A 16,386-nucleotide genomic window follows, 5' to 3' on the forward strand; every position below is an offset into this window, starting at 1 on the left:
TTTAAAAGCCAATACAGAGGCTTTCTTAAAAGGAAAGAAAGCTAATAATGTATTACTTTATGGTGATAGTGGAACGGGCAAATCAAGCAGTATCAAAGCATTATTAAATGAATATTATAAAGATGGTCTAAGAATGATTGAAGTTTATAAACATCAATTTATTGCTTTGCCTCAAATTATCAATGAATTACAGAATCGTCAATATCATTTTGTGATATTTATGGATGATCTTTCATTTGAAGAATTTGAAGTTGAATATAAGTATCTTAAAGCAGTTATTGAAGGTGGTTTAGAGAGAAAACCTGATAATATTCTTATCTATGCTACTAGTAATAGAAGACATTTGATCAAAGAAACATGGAATGATCGTAATCATGATCAGGAAATTAATAATAATGATGCTAAACAAGAGAAGTTATCATTGGTTTCACGTTTTGGTGTACAAATTATGTATATTCATCCTGACAAGCAGCATTATCTTGATATTATTGATGGGCTTGCTAAAACACATGGGATTACGATGCCAGAAGATGAATTGCACGAACTTGCTTTACAATGGGAAATAAGAAATGGAGGTTTTTCTGGGCGTACAGCAAAACAGTTTATTCATATGTTGCTCGGAAAGAAATGATGAAACAGTTAAAACTAGAAGATTATTCAATAATAAAACCTTATTTAGACATGGCAGATTATGAAGGTTATAACTCCAATTTTGTAACGATGATGATGTGGAATCATGAGTATCACATTATGTATGAAATACATGATCATTTTTTAATCATGCTACATCATTATAAAGAGACAAAATTTTGGGCTATGCCATTTACAACTTCACAATATTATCAGGAAGCCATTGATTATATGATAGAGTATAGTCATCAGCATCATTTTCCTTTTATAATTGATTGTGCAATTGAAAGTTTTGTTGAACAAATAAAATCTATCTATCAAAATCAATTATTATTTCAAAAAACACCTTACAATGATGATTATATTTATGATCGTCAAATGTTGCAGACTTTATCTGGTAAGAAAATGCAGAAAAGAAGAAATCATTATAATGCATTTTTAAAAGAATATCCTGATTATGTTTATCGTGATTTAGACATTGTCGAAGATTTTGAAATTATTTTAAGTTGTTTGAATCGCTGGGAAAATGAAAAAGATGATATGAGTGAGTCTATGACCAGTGAAGTGCGGGGGATTATGTACTTATTATCTTCAAAACATATGTTGGATTTTGAAGTTGGAGGTATATTTATTAGGGGACAAATGGAAGCCTTTATTATTGCATCTCGATTAAAACATTCAACAATTCAAATTCATGTGGAAAAAGCGAATAAAGAGATAAGAGGATTATATCCAGCTGTTTTAAAAGCTATGTTGGAACATCATTTTCCTGATGAAAAATATGTAAATAGAGAAGAAGATATGGGATTAGAAAATTTAAGAAAATCCAAACAATCTCTTCATCCTTTTAAGATGGTTCATAAATATTGTATTAAAGAAAAAAATTTTGAAGTCGTCATGGCAAAAAGTGAAGAAAAAGACGAAGTTATGAGATTATGGAAAACATGTTTTAAAGACGAAACAGAAATATCTACAAATTTTTATTTTCAATATTTGTATAACTGCCATACAACTTATTTATTAAAGAATTATCATCAAGTTTTATCTGCCTTACAGATTGTTCCAATGACAATCTGTAAGAATAATCATAAAGAAGTATGTTATTTAATATTAGGTGTTTCAACTGATCCTCATGTTCAAGGACAGGGATGTATGAAATATTTATTAACATATGTATTGAATCAATTTAAAGATCAAAAGATTTATTTACAGGCTTATGTACCTGAAATCTATCATCCTTTTGGCTTTTATGCTTCTCATTATCATCAATGTATTGATGTTGATAAGTCACAATTATTGATGAACACTATGAATCCGATTTCTGATATATCACTTTTAAAAAGCTATTATGAAGCTTATACAGCATCTTTTGATGAATATCGTTTGCGTGACCAGCAGTATTGGAATCTTTTTATCAAGAGATGTCAGGCATTTGAAGAAAAAATTCTTATTTTTAAGGATTTGGGGTATTTTGTATATTATCAGGATGAAGAGGCCATTCATATATCAGAATTTATCTATTTAAATGAAACAGCCATTTTAATGATGCTATCTTATTGGCATGATACTGATTTAAAAATATTATTAGAATGTGATATGCGTGTAAAAATTGCTGGAGACTCGCAGAATATTATAACAATGATGTCTAACCAGGAATTATCGGATCACTTAGATCGAAATAAATTCATTAATGAAGTTTATTAAGAAGGGAAAAGTAATGAAAAAGAATCTCATTCTGGGGTTAGTTATTCTTGTTGTTATGTTTATAGCAAGCACTCTCAAACCTTACTATACAGAGTATTATTATGTAGATAAGTTTTCTGGAGATAAAATCAATTACAGTAGTAGTCAATCAAAAGCCATTGATTCATTCTTCAAACAAATCATTTCTACTGATAGAAACACAATTATCAAAAATCATGGGGAAGGCAATATATATTTTGGGAATCAGCCACAGATATTTTCGAATGATAAAGAAATATTTTTCTATCAGACAAAAACGAATAATTATATTATTAGTATTCTTGAAAATAATCAGGAAAATTTATACATATGTAATCAAAAAACTATGTTAGAATTACTTGAACATATTAATAATATAACCCAAGAATCAATAGTATCCTGGTAAATAATAAAAAGTATGCAACTCATATTTATAAAAGGAGGAGTATACTTTTTTTGTATACTCCTTAGCAAGAACCATTGTTTATAGTATATTTAACTTCGCATAATGTATGTTATGTGAAGTTAAATAAGTTTTGAAATCAATACAATAGTAATTAAAAGTATTAATCCAATGTCTACAATCATGACATATTTATATAATGCTTGAGAATCCTGTTTATTATTATTAAAAACTGCTAAAAATGATGCCATGTATAACATCAAGGCAATCATATAATTGATGATCATTGGCCATAAACTACCTTCAACGGAAACACCAAAAATAAATAACAAACTCCCAATTAAAGCACCTGCAAGTGCCATAATAATAACTTTTCTAACTTTATTTTCTTTCATAAAATAGCCCTCTAAACAATCTGATCAAGTATTGATTGACCAATACCTGGATTCTCTACCTCAAAATTATCTGCAATTGTTGCTCCAATAACTGCATAACTCTTTAATAAGCCTAAATGATGTGGCTTTTTTAATGATTTGCTATAAATGATTAAAGGTACATTTTCACGAGTATGATCCGTTCCTTTATATGTTGGGTCATTCCCATGATCAGCAGTAATCATTAACAAGTCATCCTCATTGAGTAACAGTAGCAAATCATTTAATTGATTATCAAACTCTACAATAGCATCTGCATAACCCTTTGGATTTCTTCTATGCCCAAATACTGCATCGAAATCAACTAAATTTAAGAATGCTAAACCTGTGAAATCCTCTTTTGCAAGTTTGGTTGTTTTGATCATACCATCTGAATTAGAAACGGTTTTTATTTTACGAGTTATCCCTTGATTTACAAAAATATCAGGTATTTTACCAATTCCAATCACTTCAATCTCATTTTCTTTCAATGTATCTAAGACTGTTTTGCCAAATGGTTTTAAAGCTAAGTCATGACGATTTGCAGTTCGAACAAATTCTCCTTTTTTATATCCTTTATACGGTCTAGCAATAATACGACCTACTTTCCATCTTTCATCCATGGCTAATTCACGTGCTATATCACAAGCTTTATAGAGTTCTTCTAATGGAATAATATCTTCATTAGCTGCAATTTGAAAAACAGAATCTGCTGAAGTATAAACAATCCAATCCCCAGTCTTTATTTGATGCTCACCCCAGTCATCTAAGATTTTGGTTCCACTTTCTGCATAATTGCCAACACATTTTCGACCAGTTTTTTGTTCAAAAAGTTCAATAAACTCTTTTGGAAATCCAGTTTCAGTAAATGTTCGAAACGGTTCTGTTATATGTAATCCCATCATTTCCCAATGTCCAGTCATTGTATCCTTACCATTTGAGACTTCCTCTAAACGAGCTGTGTATGCTAACTGATTTTTTAATCGATGAACGCCTTGAAATTCACCAATACTTCCTAAACCCATTCCTTCTAATTGAGGCACATCTAATCCTTTTACACTCTCACATATATGACCCAATGTATTTGCTCCTTCATCTCCAAATAATTGAGCATCATGAGCATCCCCTACTCCTAATGAATCTAAAACAATTAAAAATATTCTCTTGTAATTTTTCATGATTTTTGTCTTCCTTTCTGACTTCTTGGATGTAATTTCATATACTCTTCAATTGTCTTGCTTTGAGAAACATGAGTATAAATTGTTGTTGTTGAAATATCACTATGTCCTAACATTTTTTGTATTGAGCGTAAATCTGCATCATTTTCTAAAAGATGTGTAGCAAACGTATGACGTAAAGTATGTGGTGTAATATGTTTTGTTAAGCCGCTTTTTTGAACGATTGTTTGTAATAGATGGTAAAAATCATCTCTTTTTAATGGCTGACCTTTTTTATTAATAAATAAATATTGACTGCTTTTCTCACTTAATTGTGGTCGGAAATTTTCAATATATTCTTTTAAATAGTGACAACACTGTTTATTCATAGGAACAATGCGTTCTTTGTTACCTTTTCCAATACATTTAACAAACCCTTTTTGAATATTAACATTTTGTAGTGTCAATGAACACATTTCACTGACTCTTAATCCAGATGCATAAAGAATTTCTAACATACAGCGATTTCGAGCTGATATACTATCTTTCATTTCAACAGAAGAAAGAAGCTGATTCATTTCTTCAACACTTAAAACTTCTGGCAAATACTGTTCTTTTTTAGCTAATTCAAAAGAACTCATTACATTACTTTGAACTTTTCCTTCTTTAACTAAAAAAATATAAAATTGGCGTAATGAAACTATATGTCGATCAGCTGAAGAGTTCTTTAAACGAGTTCTTAAATCTTTTAAATACTGATAGACTAAATCTTTATCAATCTCAGCCATATCATTAATATGAAAATTTTGATTCATATACTCTATAAATTGTTTAATATCACGTATATAACTTTCTACAGTTTTTGGACTATGTCCCTTTTCAACAATCATATACTGTTTATACTCTACTATTGCATCCTTACATTTCAAAATACATCACCGTTATTATTATAACAAGAATTAAATTAAAAAACCACCAATGTAATTATCAAAACATAGGAATAATATAAACTCTAAAGGCTAATGCAATTGAAAAACATATCAATGTTAAAATAAGATTATTTAAACGATAATTCATCATACTTTTCATATTAAAATTTTGTTCAATATAAAAAGTAACAATTGTCACATAAATAGAGATATGCATACAAGTCGTGTTCAAAACAAAACATAATACAATTTCTATAATTATCTCCATAAGTAAAAAAAGAATTAATAAAAATGATACTGGAACTATTGAAAAAACGTACATTAATGAGAATGAAACTTGCATTCCTTTGATAAACATTAAAAAAAGCAAACCTAAATGACCATAGTAACTAGAACTCAGATATGTACATATAAGAATATAAAGACTTCCTTGAACGACATATAGCTGATATTGATTTTGATAACTTTCAGTATTTAAATAAAATAAGTTTTTTAAAAAATCTTTAACTGTTTGATTGGTTAGTGAATACTGATAAAATCCAAAAAAGAAACCTATTATAAAAACTGTTCCTAATAAAATAATAATATATTTCTTATGATTTATAAATTGACGTAAAAAGACACTCACTGTTATCACCTCTTTGATAAAACATATGAGTGTCTTTTTCGAATTATTCATCTTTTTCTAGGTATTTCTTTTGAATTGCTTGATCATCCTCTAATAGAGATGATGCTTTCATGATTTTAATACCTGGCAATGCTTGATTAAGTTCTTGAATAATTTTTTCAGTTTTATTTTCTTGTTTTTTATGAGCTTGTTGAATTTTATTATCAAACAAGGATATTTGTTCATGACGATCTTGTTCATGAATAACATTATTTAAACTGACACCAACCAAACGAAGCATTTCACCTTGATATAGAGTTTCAAATAATAATAAAGCTGTAGCATAGATTGTTTCATAGTCATTTGTATATTGATCAATAATCATTTGTTTGCTCTTGCTTTTTTCTCTTGTATATTTGAGAGTTATAGAGATAGAGTTAGAAATTAAATGTCTTTTTTTAGCACGCTGAGAAACTTCATGAGAAAGTTGACGAAATTGTTTTTTGATAAATTCTTCATCACGACTATCATTTTCAAAGGTTGTTGAATTTCCAACAGATTTCAGTTCATTTTTAGCATAATTAATTTTAGAAAAATCTTTTCCATTAGCTCTCTGATAAAATAGAAGAGCATTTTTACCAAAAATAGGTCTTATTTTTTCATAATTCTCATGTTTAGCTAAATCACCAATTGTTTCAATACCAATTGCCTTAAGTTTGGGAGTTGTTTTCTTCCCTACTCCAAACATTTGATTAATAGGTAAAGACCATATTTTTTCTTTATAATTATTGTTATTAATGATTGTTATGCCCATTGGTTTTTTCATGTCACTTGCCATTTTTGCAAGAAATTTATTAGGTGCAATGCCAATGGAACATTGAATGCGTATTTGACGAAATACTGCTTCTTGTATCTGTAATGCAGCCTGCTCAGGAAGGATTTGACATGTTTGAATATAATCAGTCATATCAACATAACATTCATCAATACTTGCAACTTCTAATTTTTTTGAAAAAGATGAAACAATATTAAAGAATTGTTGGGATAATGTCTTATAAAGAGTGAAGTGAGGTGGTATTGTAACAAGATGAGAACAGAGTTCCTTTGCCTGAAAAAGCGGCATGGCAGAATGAATTCCAAATTTTCTTGCTTCATAAGAAGCTGTTGTGATAATACTGCGTCTTGATTCACGACATATGACTATCGGTTTTCCAATTAACTCTGGGTGTGCAGCAATCTCAGCACTTGCAAAAAAAGCATTTAAATCAATATGAAATATAATCTGCATAGGACCACCTCCATCTTTATATCTATTTTAACATATAGTTTTTATAATTATAAAGACTTTCTTTTTTAACATTATCAGTTTTATGTGCTAATCTCAATTTATCTGCAATCATAGCAATAAACTCTGAGTTCGTTGGTTTGGCTTTTACTGCTGAAACTGTGTAACCAAAAATATCATCAATAGCATCAGTATTTCCTCTATTCCATGCAACTTCAATTGCGTGTCTAATTGCACGTTCTACTCGAGATGAAGTTGTATTATACATTCTTGCAATATCTGGATAAAGAACTTTAGTCACTTGTCCTAAGATTTCAATATTATAATATGTTGTAAGAATTGCTGTTCTCAAATACATATAACCTTTAATATGAGCAGGTATTCCTACCTCATGTAATATTTCTGTAATCTCATTTTCAATTTTGACTTTTTTATATTTTTCTGATTCATCCACGTTTAACAATTGATCATGTTTTTGTTGATCAGCATTTGTAATATAGAGAGCAGATTGGACAAAATGTTGCATATCAAAGGGATATTTAAAGCAATAATCTACAGATAAATCTTCTAACATATTGCAAATAACCTGATTTGTGAATTGTGTAATACAAATAACTTTTTGATAACTTGTTTTATGCATTTCTCTTAATCTATTTAAAACACCTAATCCATCTATTTCAGAAAGCATTAAGTCAATAATTAATAAATCACACGTTCTTTGATTTAAAAAATTCAAGCAATCTGTACCGTTATTAGCAATTCCAACAATTTCAAATTGATTTGATTTTTCTAAACCTATTTTTACATTTTCCAATAATTCTTGTTGATCTATTGCTATAAAAGTTTTCATTTTTCCAATTTTCCCTTTCGATTTATTCTCATCAGCAAAGTTATTATATATATGTCAAAATAATTTTCATAGTCTAAATAGATAAAATATATAGTGAAACGTGAATTTATATTGATTCGTCATTTTTCTTATTGGATTTTCCGACACTTTAACCCATGAAATGTCTAATTGTGTTGAAATAAGAAAAAGGAATCGTTTGTGATTCCTTCCTTATTTGTCGTTTTCGAGCATCCAGTCAATATATAAACCATATCCTTGGTGAACATTGTTGATATCTACGTGAGTAACACAGCCAATTAATTTACCATCTTGGATTATTGGTGATCCACTCATTCCTTGAATAATACCATTTGTTAAAGAAAGAACTCTTTTGTCTGTAATTTCAAAAGTAATTCCTTTAATAGAAGGTTTACTTTGTTTTTTTAAATGAGTAATTTGGATCGAACATTTTGTTAGTGTATGACCATCTAATACTGTTAAGAAATAAGCATTACCTTCTTTGACTTCATCTATAGAAGCAGTAGAGATAATCTCTTGTTTATCTGAGATTTCATCATATTTCCCATAGATTCCATAATTATTATTATCATAGATTGTCCCAATTTGAATAGATCCAATATCGGCAACTTTTTCTCCAGGTTTTCCATTTTGTGATGGATTGATTTTTTTGACATATGAATTGTATACACTCCCTTTTTTAACAACTGCATCACTTGACAACGATACATCACACATCATATGTCCAAGTGCTCCAAAATGTTTTGTTGCAGGGTTAAAATAGGTCATTGTTCCAATTCCAGTTAATCCATCTTGAACATAGAGCCCGGTTGTAAATTGTCCATTGCTTTCTTGATATTTGAGTTCTTTGGTTAATTCTTTTTGATTACGTAAAAGAGTTAATGTAATAGGATGTTTTTTTTCAATTTCTTTTTCAACAGAATCCATTAAAAGTGATATCGAGTCAACATGTATATCATTAACTTTAGTAATTAAATCTCCTGATAAATATCCGTCAGTTGAAGGATTATACTTTTGATTGTCAATAGAAATATCATAAGTTCCAGTGATCATAACACCATCATAATCCAATTCAATACCGATTGATTGCCCACCAAGAATAACTTCTGCTGCAAAGACGTTTAAAGATGGCAGGATAAGCGAAACGACTGTTATGAGTGTAATACTTAACTTTTTAAAAAGCAAAGCATATACACCTCCCTGTAATCATTTGAGATTACATTCTAGTTTGGCATATATGCTTTAATTTATACATTCAATAAATTCTTTGCATTTAAAATTGCTTCTTGAGTTATTTTCTCACCTGATAACATCTTAGCTATTTCAATAACACGTTCTTCAGCATTCAACAAATGAATAGATGTTACAGTCTCATCAGTGCCAACAGTTTTTTCAATACTATACTGATTATGCGCTAGACTTGCGACTTGAGGAAGATGTGTTATACAAATAACCTGTTTATGTAAAGCTAATTGTCTCATTTTATCACCAATGCTTGTAGCAACTTTACCACTTACACCAGTATCAACTTCATCAAAAACAATTGTATCAAGAGGACTATAACTTAAAATTATGGTTTTTATTGCCAACATAATACGTGAAATTTCTCCACCACTTGCACTTTCATTAAGCAAACTTAAATTTTGGCCTTGATTAATCGAAATCATAAATCTAATTTTATCAATTCCTAATTTTGAGAGTTCTGTTTTTTCAAAATCAACTTTGAATAAGGCTTTTTCCAGATATAAATCTTTTAATTCTTTTTGAATATCTTCTTCAAACTGTTTTGCTTTTTGATATCTTATTATATGCATCTTTTCAGCAAGTTCTAAGGCTTCTTTTTTCTTTATATCAAGGTCTGATTGAAGTTCACGAATATACTCATCACGATGATTAATAATATCTATCTTTTCTTGTAGTTCTTGTCGATATTCCATAATTCTTTCCATTGTAAATCCATATTTTCGTTTTAAACGATTAATTTTAAATAAAATATCTTGTAATTCATTAAAACGATATTCATCAAAATGAATACTATGATAAATATCCATAGCATTTTCATACTCATCTATTAGATTATAGTATTGATTATACAATGAATCATATGATTCATTAAAATTATCAATTTCAGCTATTGTATGCAATGTTGTTAAAGCATCTTTAAATTGTGGTAAGACACCATAATTGTGATTCATAAGATGATTAAAATTTTGCATAATTTCATTAACTTTTTCAAAGCTTTGTAATGATTTTAGTTCTGATTCTAATTCTTCAACCTCATCATCAGTATATGTCACTTCATCAATTTCATTCACTTGGCTCATAAGGAAATCAAGTTGCTCATCACTCATATCTTCCTCAATAATTTGTTTTAATTCATCTGAAAGACGACGATAGTCTTTATAGACCTTTTGGTATTGATTATAAGTTCCATCTAAATCCTGATGAGCATATTGATCAATTAACATAATATGGTTTTTTTCTTCAAATAATTTTTGAGTTTCAAATTGTGAATGAATATCAATGAAGTATGGCATTAAGATTTTTAAAGCATTATTAGAAGCATTTTGATAATTAATTTTGATATTACTTTTTCCAGATTCAAGTATCTCTTTTGTAATGACAAATTGTTCATCTGGTTCAATATGCAAATCATCACATATACCTTCTAAAGTTTGTGTCATTTCTATCTCAAAAATACCTTCAATAACAGCTTTTTGAGAACCTTTTTTTATAAATGATGTTGAAGCTCTATTACCACATAATTGACCCAAAGCATCAATAATAATTGATTTTCCTGCACCAGTTTCACCTGTTAAAGTACTCATTCCCTGTTCAAAATCAACACGCATTTTATCAATAATAACAAAAGAAGAGATATATAGACTTTTTAGCATATTTTCACCTACCCTTTAAAATGCTGATGTGCCTGATTGACAACATCTTCAATATCAATATATACATCATGATTGTCATGATTTTTAAAACAACCTAAGAATTCTATATTCCCTACTCCCCCAGTAATAGGTGAATAAGTTAACCCCTGAATTGACATATTTGCTTTATGAGCATAATCAAATACTTCATCAATGACACGATAATGAATTGCTGGATCACTGACAATACCATGTTTTCCAACATCCTCTTTACCAGCTTCAAACTGTGGTTTAATTAGTGCAACAACATAACATTCAGGTTTTAAAATCTGTGAAAGAGGCTGTAAAATATGTTTAAGCGATATAAAAGATACATCAATACTTGCAAATTCTGGTTGTCCATATTGAAACATATCTGGAGTTGCATATCTAAAATTTGTTTGCTCCATAACATGTACACGCGGATCATTTCTTAATTTCCAGACCAATTGATTCGTACCGACATCTAATGCATAAACCTCTCGAACATTATTTTGTAAAGCACAATCTGTGAATCCTCCTGTAGAAGAACCAATATCTAACATTAAAAGATTATCAAGTTGAAGATGAAACTTTTCTATGGCTTTTTCTAATTTAAGTCCACCGCGAGAAACGTATCTAAGTTGTTCACCTTTAATATACAAATGAGAATCAATTGGGATTTTTGTTCCTGGCTTATCAATATAATCGTAGTCATCACGCACTATACCAGCCATTATAGCTCTTTTAGCCTTTTCACGTGAATCAAATAAACCTTGTTCTACACACAAAATGTCAACTCTTTCCTTCTTCACTGCAAGTCTCCTTCACTAATTCTAACAAATCACTTATACCAATATGTTCATAATTTAATAATGTTTCAATGTCACCTTGTGGTGTATAATGATCATCAATTGCTAAATAATCAATCATCATTATTTGCTTCTTTTGAGAATAATATTGTGCTATTAGTGAACCTAATGATCCAATCATTAAGTCAGTTTCATAAATAACAAGATGTTGATGTAATTCATAAAATTCTTCAAGTATTTTGGTATCCATTGGTTTAATAAATCTAGCATTAACAAGATTAACTGGTAATTCTTCTGCTTGAATCATTTCATAAACTTTATCAACTTTAGCATCATATGTAATAATTGTATGTTGATTTTGAGTTTCAAAAATAACTTTTTCCCAAGTTCCAATTGGAATAGTTTCATTAATTTCTACTTCTTCATCTTCGATTGTACCTTTAGGAAATCTTAAAACATAAGGCGCATCAAAATTCATAAAAGCAGTATTTACTAATTTTTTGGCTTCTATAGCATTTCTAGGCGTCATAATAATCAAATGGGGAATAGCAGATAAAAAACTAATATCAAAAACGCCGTGATGTGTCTCGCCATCTGAGCCAACCAGTCCAGAACGATCAATACCAATCAAACATGGTAAGTTCATTCTTGCAATATCATGATTAATTTGATCATACGCACGTTGTAAGAATGATGAATAAATCGTAATATAAGGTTTTTTGTGTGCATTTGATAGACCAGCAGAAAATGTCACTGCATGTTCTTCTGCTATACCCACATCAAAACTACGATCTGGAAATCGTTTAAAGATGTCTTCTAAACATGATCCTGAGATCATTGCAGGAGTAATAACAACAATTTCACTATCTTGACTCATATGCTTCTCTACTTGAGATGCTACAATAGCACTCCAACTTTGCTTGTTACTCTGTTTCTTTATAATACCTTCTTTATAATCAAAAGGAGCGACGCCATGATAAACACCACGTTGATCATTTTCTGCGAGTACATAACCTTTACCTTTTATTGTATGGACATGCACAACAACACTATGATCCATTTCTTGAGCAACATACATAGCATTCATTAAATCACGAAAATCATGTCCATTAACAGGGCCTATATAGTCTAAACCAAATTCACCAAAAATATTATCATCAATCACATTTTCTTTAATCTGATCCTTAACATTTTTAGTAAACTGATATATTTTTCTACCAAAAGCTGTTTTATTTAAAAATGCTGAATAATTATTTTTAGCATTTGTATATTGATTTGAAATACGTATTTCAGAAAAGAAATTGCTAAGGCCACCAACATTTTTAGAAATAGACATATCATTATCATTCAGAACAATAATAACTTTTGAATCAATAGAACCTAAGTAATTTAATGCTTCAAATGATTCACCACTCATAATTGCTGCATCACCAACTACACAAATAACCTCTCCTTTTTCATGATTTAAATCACGAGCTACGGCCATTCCAATACCACCGGATATAGCTGTTGAGGAATGTCCTGCTTCCCATGAATCATGAATACTTTCTTGTCTTTTTTGAAAACCGCTTAAACCTTCAAACTGTCTTAAAGATTTAAACTGATTTGCACGACCTGTTAATATTTTATGAACATATGATTGATGACCTACATCAAATATGATTTTATCTTGCGGAGAGTTAAAAATATAATGTAACGCCATTGTTAATTCTACAATACCTAAATTACTCGAAAAATGTCCACCAGTATGTGAAACATTTTGTATAATAAAATCTCTAATATCTTGTGCCAGCTCTTCTAATTCTTCGATATTTAACTGTTTAATAAAACTTGGATCTTTGATTTTTTCAAGATTCATTTAATTCACCCTTTTCAAAATCATTGTTAATAGTTCTAAGATTAATCCATGATTAATGCGCATTGCATAAACTGTTTCATAACAGTTTTTAAATAATTCTTCAACTTTTTTCTGAGATTCATCAATTCCTAATAATGAGACATATGTTGATTTATGATTATCTAAATCACTACCTACTTTTTTACCTAATTTTTTTTGATCTCCAATGACATCTAAAACATCATCCTGTACCTGAAATGCCAATCCTAAATCAAAACCAATCTTTGTCCAATATTGATAATCTTCTGGATGAGCGACCATTGATGCCAATTGCATACTAACAGCAATAAGTTCACCAGTTTTATGATAATGAATATCTTGAAGTTCTTCTAGAGTTGCTTGTTTATTTTCAAATGCAATATCTTGTTGTTGACCATAAATCATCCCATTAACACCACTTGCTTCATATAAACAATTCAATAATTTCACTTTTAAATCACTTTCTATATTAACATCTAAAACTGTATTAACAGCAAGATTTAAAAGTGCATCGCCAGCTAATATAGCAGTTGCTTCATCAAATTTTTTATGACAGGTTGGACGTCCACGTCGCAAATCGTCATTATCCATACCTGGCAAATCATCATGGATTAATGAATATGTATGAATCATCTCAATTGCACATGCAATATTAAGATAAGGATGATAATCTAACCCATAACTGCGTAGAACACTTAAAAATAAAAGTGGACGCAAACGTTTTCCAGGTGCTAATAAAGAATAACTCATTGCTTCTTTAACAACTCCTGATTTTAAAGGCTTAAGTATATCATTTAATCGTTGATTTATTTCCTTTTTTAGTTCATCCATTATTATTCCTCACTTTGAAATTCTTTTAATTGTCCATTTTCATAAATCTGCGCAACTTTTTCCTGAATATTTTTAAGTTTCTTATCACAATATTGTGATAATTCAATACCTTCTTGAAATAAAGCAATACTATCTTCCAAAGGAATTTCATTACTTTCTAATTTTGAAACAATTTCTTCTAAACGCGAAATTGCTTTTTCATAAGTCAATTCTTGCATGTTTTCACCTACTTCACTTCTGCTTTTTTTATACCATCGTAAAACTGAACATCAATCATTTCACCTTTATGAATATCTTGAGAAGACTTTATAACCTGATTTTCTTTTTTTATAAGTGTATAACCTCTTTGCATAACCTTTAAGGGACTTAATGCATCTAGATTCACTATCATTTTTTGTAATTGATGTTCCTTTGTTTTTATTAGAATATCAGTCACTTGTTTTAGCTCCAATTGATAATCTTTTAATTGTTGATAAATACGCATATCAAACATTTTAAACTGATAAGTGAGTTGATCTTGTAATTGTGTAAGTCTTAATATTTCATTTGAATATAAAGCTTCAGGTTTAGTTAAATAATATGTTTTTTGTAATCTTACTAAATAATTTTGATGAAATGTTAAATAATGATTCATCTTATATACTAATTGTTTTTTGAGATTTTCACAATGTTTACGCATTTCATTTTGATCAGGAGTTGCTTCCATTGCAGCTGCCGTTGGTGTTGCACAACGACAATCACTTACAAAATCACAAATTGTAAAATCTGTCTCATGTCCAATTCCTGAAATAATTGGCGTTTGACATGTAAAAACACATCTTGCAAGACTCTCTTCATTAAAATTCCATAAATCCTCAATCGAACCTCCACCACGTGCTAAAATAATTGTATCAAAACCTAATTCATCAACTTGTTTTAATGTCTCTATAATCTTTAAATACGCATTCTGCCCTTGAACAGGAATAGGAAATACAATGACTTTAGTGAAAGGAAAACGAAGATGTATTGTTCTAACAACATCTTGAACTGCAGCACCTTGTTTCGCTGATAATATAGCAATACTTCTAGGAAACTCAGGAATCCGCTTTTTATGTTTTACATCAAAAAGTCCTTCTTGCGATAATTTCTTTTTCAAAGTTTCAAATTTCAAATAGAGTTGACCAACACCATCCTGTTGTATTGATTGCACATACAACTGATATTGCCCACTCACTTCATATACTGAAACACTGGCATGAATAAACACTTGCATACCATTTTCAATCTGAAATTCTAAACGATGAGTTTGTGAAGCAAACATCACCGCACTTATACGAGAATGTTCATCTTTTAATGTGAAATAAAGATGACCACTAGGATGTGGTCTATAATTTGAAATTTCACCTTTAATATAGATATCCTGCAATGCACTATCCTTATTCATTTTTGCTTTAATATATTTATTTAAAGCAAAAACTGTAATATATCTTTTTTCCATTAAATAACCTGACTTAAAATACCATTAATGAATTTGTAAGAGTCATCATCACAGAAGACTTTTGCGTTCATAACAGCTTCATTAATAACAACTTTTTTATCCAAATCCGACTCTAACAATTCACATGTTGCAATTAATAAAATTGCCCTTTCCATTACACTTAATCTTTCAAAAGACCAATTCTTTTTTAAATGTTTTTCAATAAGATTTTGATATGAGTCTTTGTTTTTTAAAGTAGTTAATACTAACCATTGACAAAAATCCATTGATTTCTTATTCTCTCTTAAGATTTTATCTTCATTTAAATATGTCGTAATATCTTCCAAAGAACAACCAACTAATAAGTTCTGATAAACACCAATAGTTGCTTTTTCTCTTGCTAATTTTCTATGACTTTTTTCCATAAAATCTAATTGCCTCCACACTCTCTAAATTACTCCTATTTTACCACATATGCGACAAAAAATAAACAAAAGAAAAGA

General features: G+C 29.4%; 17 protein-coding genes. 3 read left to right on the plus strand and 14 right to left on the minus strand.

The genetic code is table 11. The features are described from left to right. From BN350_RS19140 to BN350_RS11515, 3 genes are all read left to right on the plus strand, one after another. On the plus strand, positions 1–631 hold a 631-nt coding region (locus BN350_RS19140), incomplete at its 5' end, for an ATP-binding protein (protein WP_147573585.1). Further along, the gene (locus BN350_RS11510) at positions 631–2,334 is read left to right on the plus strand and encodes a GNAT family N-acetyltransferase (RefSeq protein ID WP_028043726.1); all 1,704 of its coding nucleotides are present in this window, start codon (positions 631–633) and stop codon (positions 2,332–2,334) included. The genes BN350_RS19140 and BN350_RS11510, both read left to right, overlap by 1 nt. Positions 2,335–2,347: 13 nt before the next feature. Then, positions 2,348–2,758, plus strand: coding sequence for a hypothetical protein (locus BN350_RS11515; RefSeq protein ID WP_147573583.1), 411 nt, complete (start codon positions 2,348–2,350; stop codon positions 2,756–2,758). Between the two features lie 119 nt (positions 2,759–2,877). On the opposite strand, the gene BN350_RS11520 is transcribed toward BN350_RS11515, so the two are convergent. The 14 genes from BN350_RS11520 to nusB form a co-directional block, all read right to left on the minus strand. Beyond that, complete coding sequence (locus tag BN350_RS11520) at positions 2,878–3,150, minus strand: hypothetical protein (RefSeq protein ID WP_028043728.1); 273 nt, start codon at positions 3,148–3,150, stop codon at positions 2,878–2,880. A gap of 11 nt (positions 3,151–3,161) precedes the next feature. Then, the gene (locus tag BN350_RS11525; RefSeq protein WP_028043729.1) at positions 3,162–4,346 is read right to left on the minus strand and encodes a phosphopentomutase; all 1,185 of its coding nucleotides are present in this window, start codon (positions 4,344–4,346) and stop codon (positions 3,162–3,164) included. Further along, on the minus strand, positions 4,343–5,254 hold the full coding sequence (gene xerD, locus BN350_RS11530; RefSeq protein WP_028043730.1) for a site-specific tyrosine recombinase XerD: 912 nt from the start codon (positions 5,252–5,254) through the stop codon (positions 4,343–4,345). The genes BN350_RS11525 and xerD overlap by 4 nt, the downstream gene beginning before the upstream one ends. Positions 5,255–5,312: 58 nt before the next feature. Continuing rightward, positions 5,313–5,882, minus strand: a complete 570-nt coding sequence (locus BN350_RS11535; RefSeq protein WP_028043731.1) for a hypothetical protein — start codon at positions 5,880–5,882, stop codon at positions 5,313–5,315. A 43-nt stretch (positions 5,883–5,925) separates the two neighbouring features. Continuing rightward, positions 5,926–7,149 carry a DNA polymerase IV gene (gene dinB, locus BN350_RS11540; RefSeq protein WP_028043732.1) on the minus strand — a complete coding sequence of 408 codons (1,224 nt, stop codon included), beginning with the start codon at positions 7,147–7,149 and terminating at the stop codon, positions 5,926–5,928. A 22-nt stretch (positions 7,150–7,171) separates the two neighbouring features. Continuing rightward, positions 7,172–7,996: a sporulation transcription factor Spo0A gene (gene spo0A / locus BN350_RS11545; protein WP_028043733.1), complete on the minus strand. Its 825-nt coding sequence runs from the start codon at positions 7,994–7,996 to the stop codon at positions 7,172–7,174. A 210-nt stretch (positions 7,997–8,206) separates the two neighbouring features. Then, positions 8,207–9,199 carry a SpoIVB peptidase S55 domain-containing protein gene (locus BN350_RS11550; protein ID WP_028043734.1) on the minus strand — a complete coding sequence of 331 codons (993 nt, stop codon included), beginning with the start codon at positions 9,197–9,199 and terminating at the stop codon, positions 8,207–8,209. A gap of 62 nt (positions 9,200–9,261) precedes the next feature. Next, on the minus strand, positions 9,262–10,911 hold the full coding sequence (gene recN / locus BN350_RS11555) for a DNA repair protein RecN (RefSeq protein WP_028043735.1): 1,650 nt from the start codon (positions 10,909–10,911) through the stop codon (positions 9,262–9,264). An 8-nt stretch (positions 10,912–10,919) separates the two neighbouring features. Beyond that, positions 10,920–11,723 carry a TlyA family RNA methyltransferase gene (locus tag BN350_RS11560; RefSeq protein ID WP_028043736.1) on the minus strand — a complete coding sequence of 268 codons (804 nt, stop codon included), beginning with the start codon at positions 11,721–11,723 and terminating at the stop codon, positions 10,920–10,922. Continuing rightward, the gene (gene dxs / locus BN350_RS11565; RefSeq protein ID WP_028043737.1) at positions 11,704–13,578 is read right to left on the minus strand and encodes a 1-deoxy-D-xylulose-5-phosphate synthase; all 1,875 of its coding nucleotides are present in this window, start codon (positions 13,576–13,578) and stop codon (positions 11,704–11,706) included. The genes BN350_RS11560 and dxs overlap by 20 nt, the downstream gene beginning before the upstream one ends. Further along, a complete protein-coding gene (locus BN350_RS11570; protein ID WP_028043738.1) occupies positions 13,579–14,427 on the minus strand; it encodes a polyprenyl synthetase family protein in 849 nt (282 codons plus the stop codon). 2 nt (positions 14,428–14,429) lie between these two features. Further along, the gene (gene xseB, locus BN350_RS11575; protein WP_028043739.1) at positions 14,430–14,645 is read right to left on the minus strand and encodes an exodeoxyribonuclease VII small subunit; all 216 of its coding nucleotides are present in this window, start codon (positions 14,643–14,645) and stop codon (positions 14,430–14,432) included. 8 nt (positions 14,646–14,653) lie between these two features. Beyond that, on the minus strand, positions 14,654–15,904 hold the full coding sequence (gene xseA / locus BN350_RS11580; protein WP_028043740.1) for an exodeoxyribonuclease VII large subunit: 1,251 nt from the start codon (positions 15,902–15,904) through the stop codon (positions 14,654–14,656). Continuing rightward, the gene (nusB, locus tag BN350_RS11585; RefSeq protein WP_028043741.1) at positions 15,904–16,308 is read right to left on the minus strand and encodes a transcription antitermination factor NusB; all 405 of its coding nucleotides are present in this window, start codon (positions 16,306–16,308) and stop codon (positions 15,904–15,906) included. The genes xseA and nusB overlap by 1 nt, the downstream gene beginning before the upstream one ends. Positions 16,309–16,386: the final 78 nt, after the last annotated feature.

Source organism: Candidatus Stoquefichus massiliensis AP9 (assembly GCF_000455285.1).
Lineage (GTDB): Bacteria > Bacillota_I > Bacilli_A > Erysipelotrichales > Coprobacillaceae > Stoquefichus > Stoquefichus massiliensis.

What these genes read in the sequence shown, in the direction of transcription:
- spo0A (WP_028043733.1), bottom strand. Translation starts at nt 7,996, where the DNA reads ATGAAAACTTTTATAGCAATAGATCAACAAGAATTATTGGAAAATGTA.
- BN350_RS11520 (WP_028043728.1), bottom strand. Translation starts at nt 3,150, where the DNA reads ATGAAAGAAAATAAAGTTAGAAAAGTTATTATTATGGCACTTGCAGGT.
- BN350_RS11525 (WP_028043729.1), bottom strand. Translation starts at nt 4,346, where the DNA reads ATGAAAAATTACAAGAGAATATTTTTAATTGTTTTAGATTCATTAGGA.
- xseB (WP_028043739.1), bottom strand. Translation starts at nt 14,645, where the DNA reads ATGCAAGAATTGACTTATGAAAAAGCAATTTCGCGTTTAGAAGAAATT.
- BN350_RS11510 (WP_028043726.1), top strand. Translation starts at nt 631, where the DNA reads ATGAAACAGTTAAAACTAGAAGATTATTCAATAATAAAACCTTATTTA.
- BN350_RS11515 (WP_147573583.1), top strand. Translation starts at nt 2,348, where the DNA reads ATGAAAAAGAATCTCATTCTGGGGTTAGTTATTCTTGTTGTTATGTTT.
- BN350_RS11570 (WP_028043738.1), bottom strand. Translation starts at nt 14,427, where the DNA reads ATGGATGAACTAAAAAAGGAAATAAATCAACGATTAAATGATATACTT.
- recN (WP_028043735.1), bottom strand. Translation starts at nt 10,911, where the DNA reads ATGCTAAAAAGTCTATATATCTCTTCTTTTGTTATTATTGATAAAATG.
- xseA (WP_028043740.1), bottom strand. Translation starts at nt 15,904, where the DNA reads ATGGAAAAAAGATATATTACAGTTTTTGCTTTAAATAAATATATTAAA.
- nusB (WP_028043741.1), bottom strand. Translation starts at nt 16,308, where the DNA reads ATGGAAAAAAGTCATAGAAAATTAGCAAGAGAAAAAGCAACTATTGGT.
- dxs (WP_028043737.1), bottom strand. Translation starts at nt 13,578, where the DNA reads ATGAATCTTGAAAAAATCAAAGATCCAAGTTTTATTAAACAGTTAAAT.
- dinB (WP_028043732.1), bottom strand. Translation starts at nt 7,149, where the DNA reads ATGCAGATTATATTTCATATTGATTTAAATGCTTTTTTTGCAAGTGCT.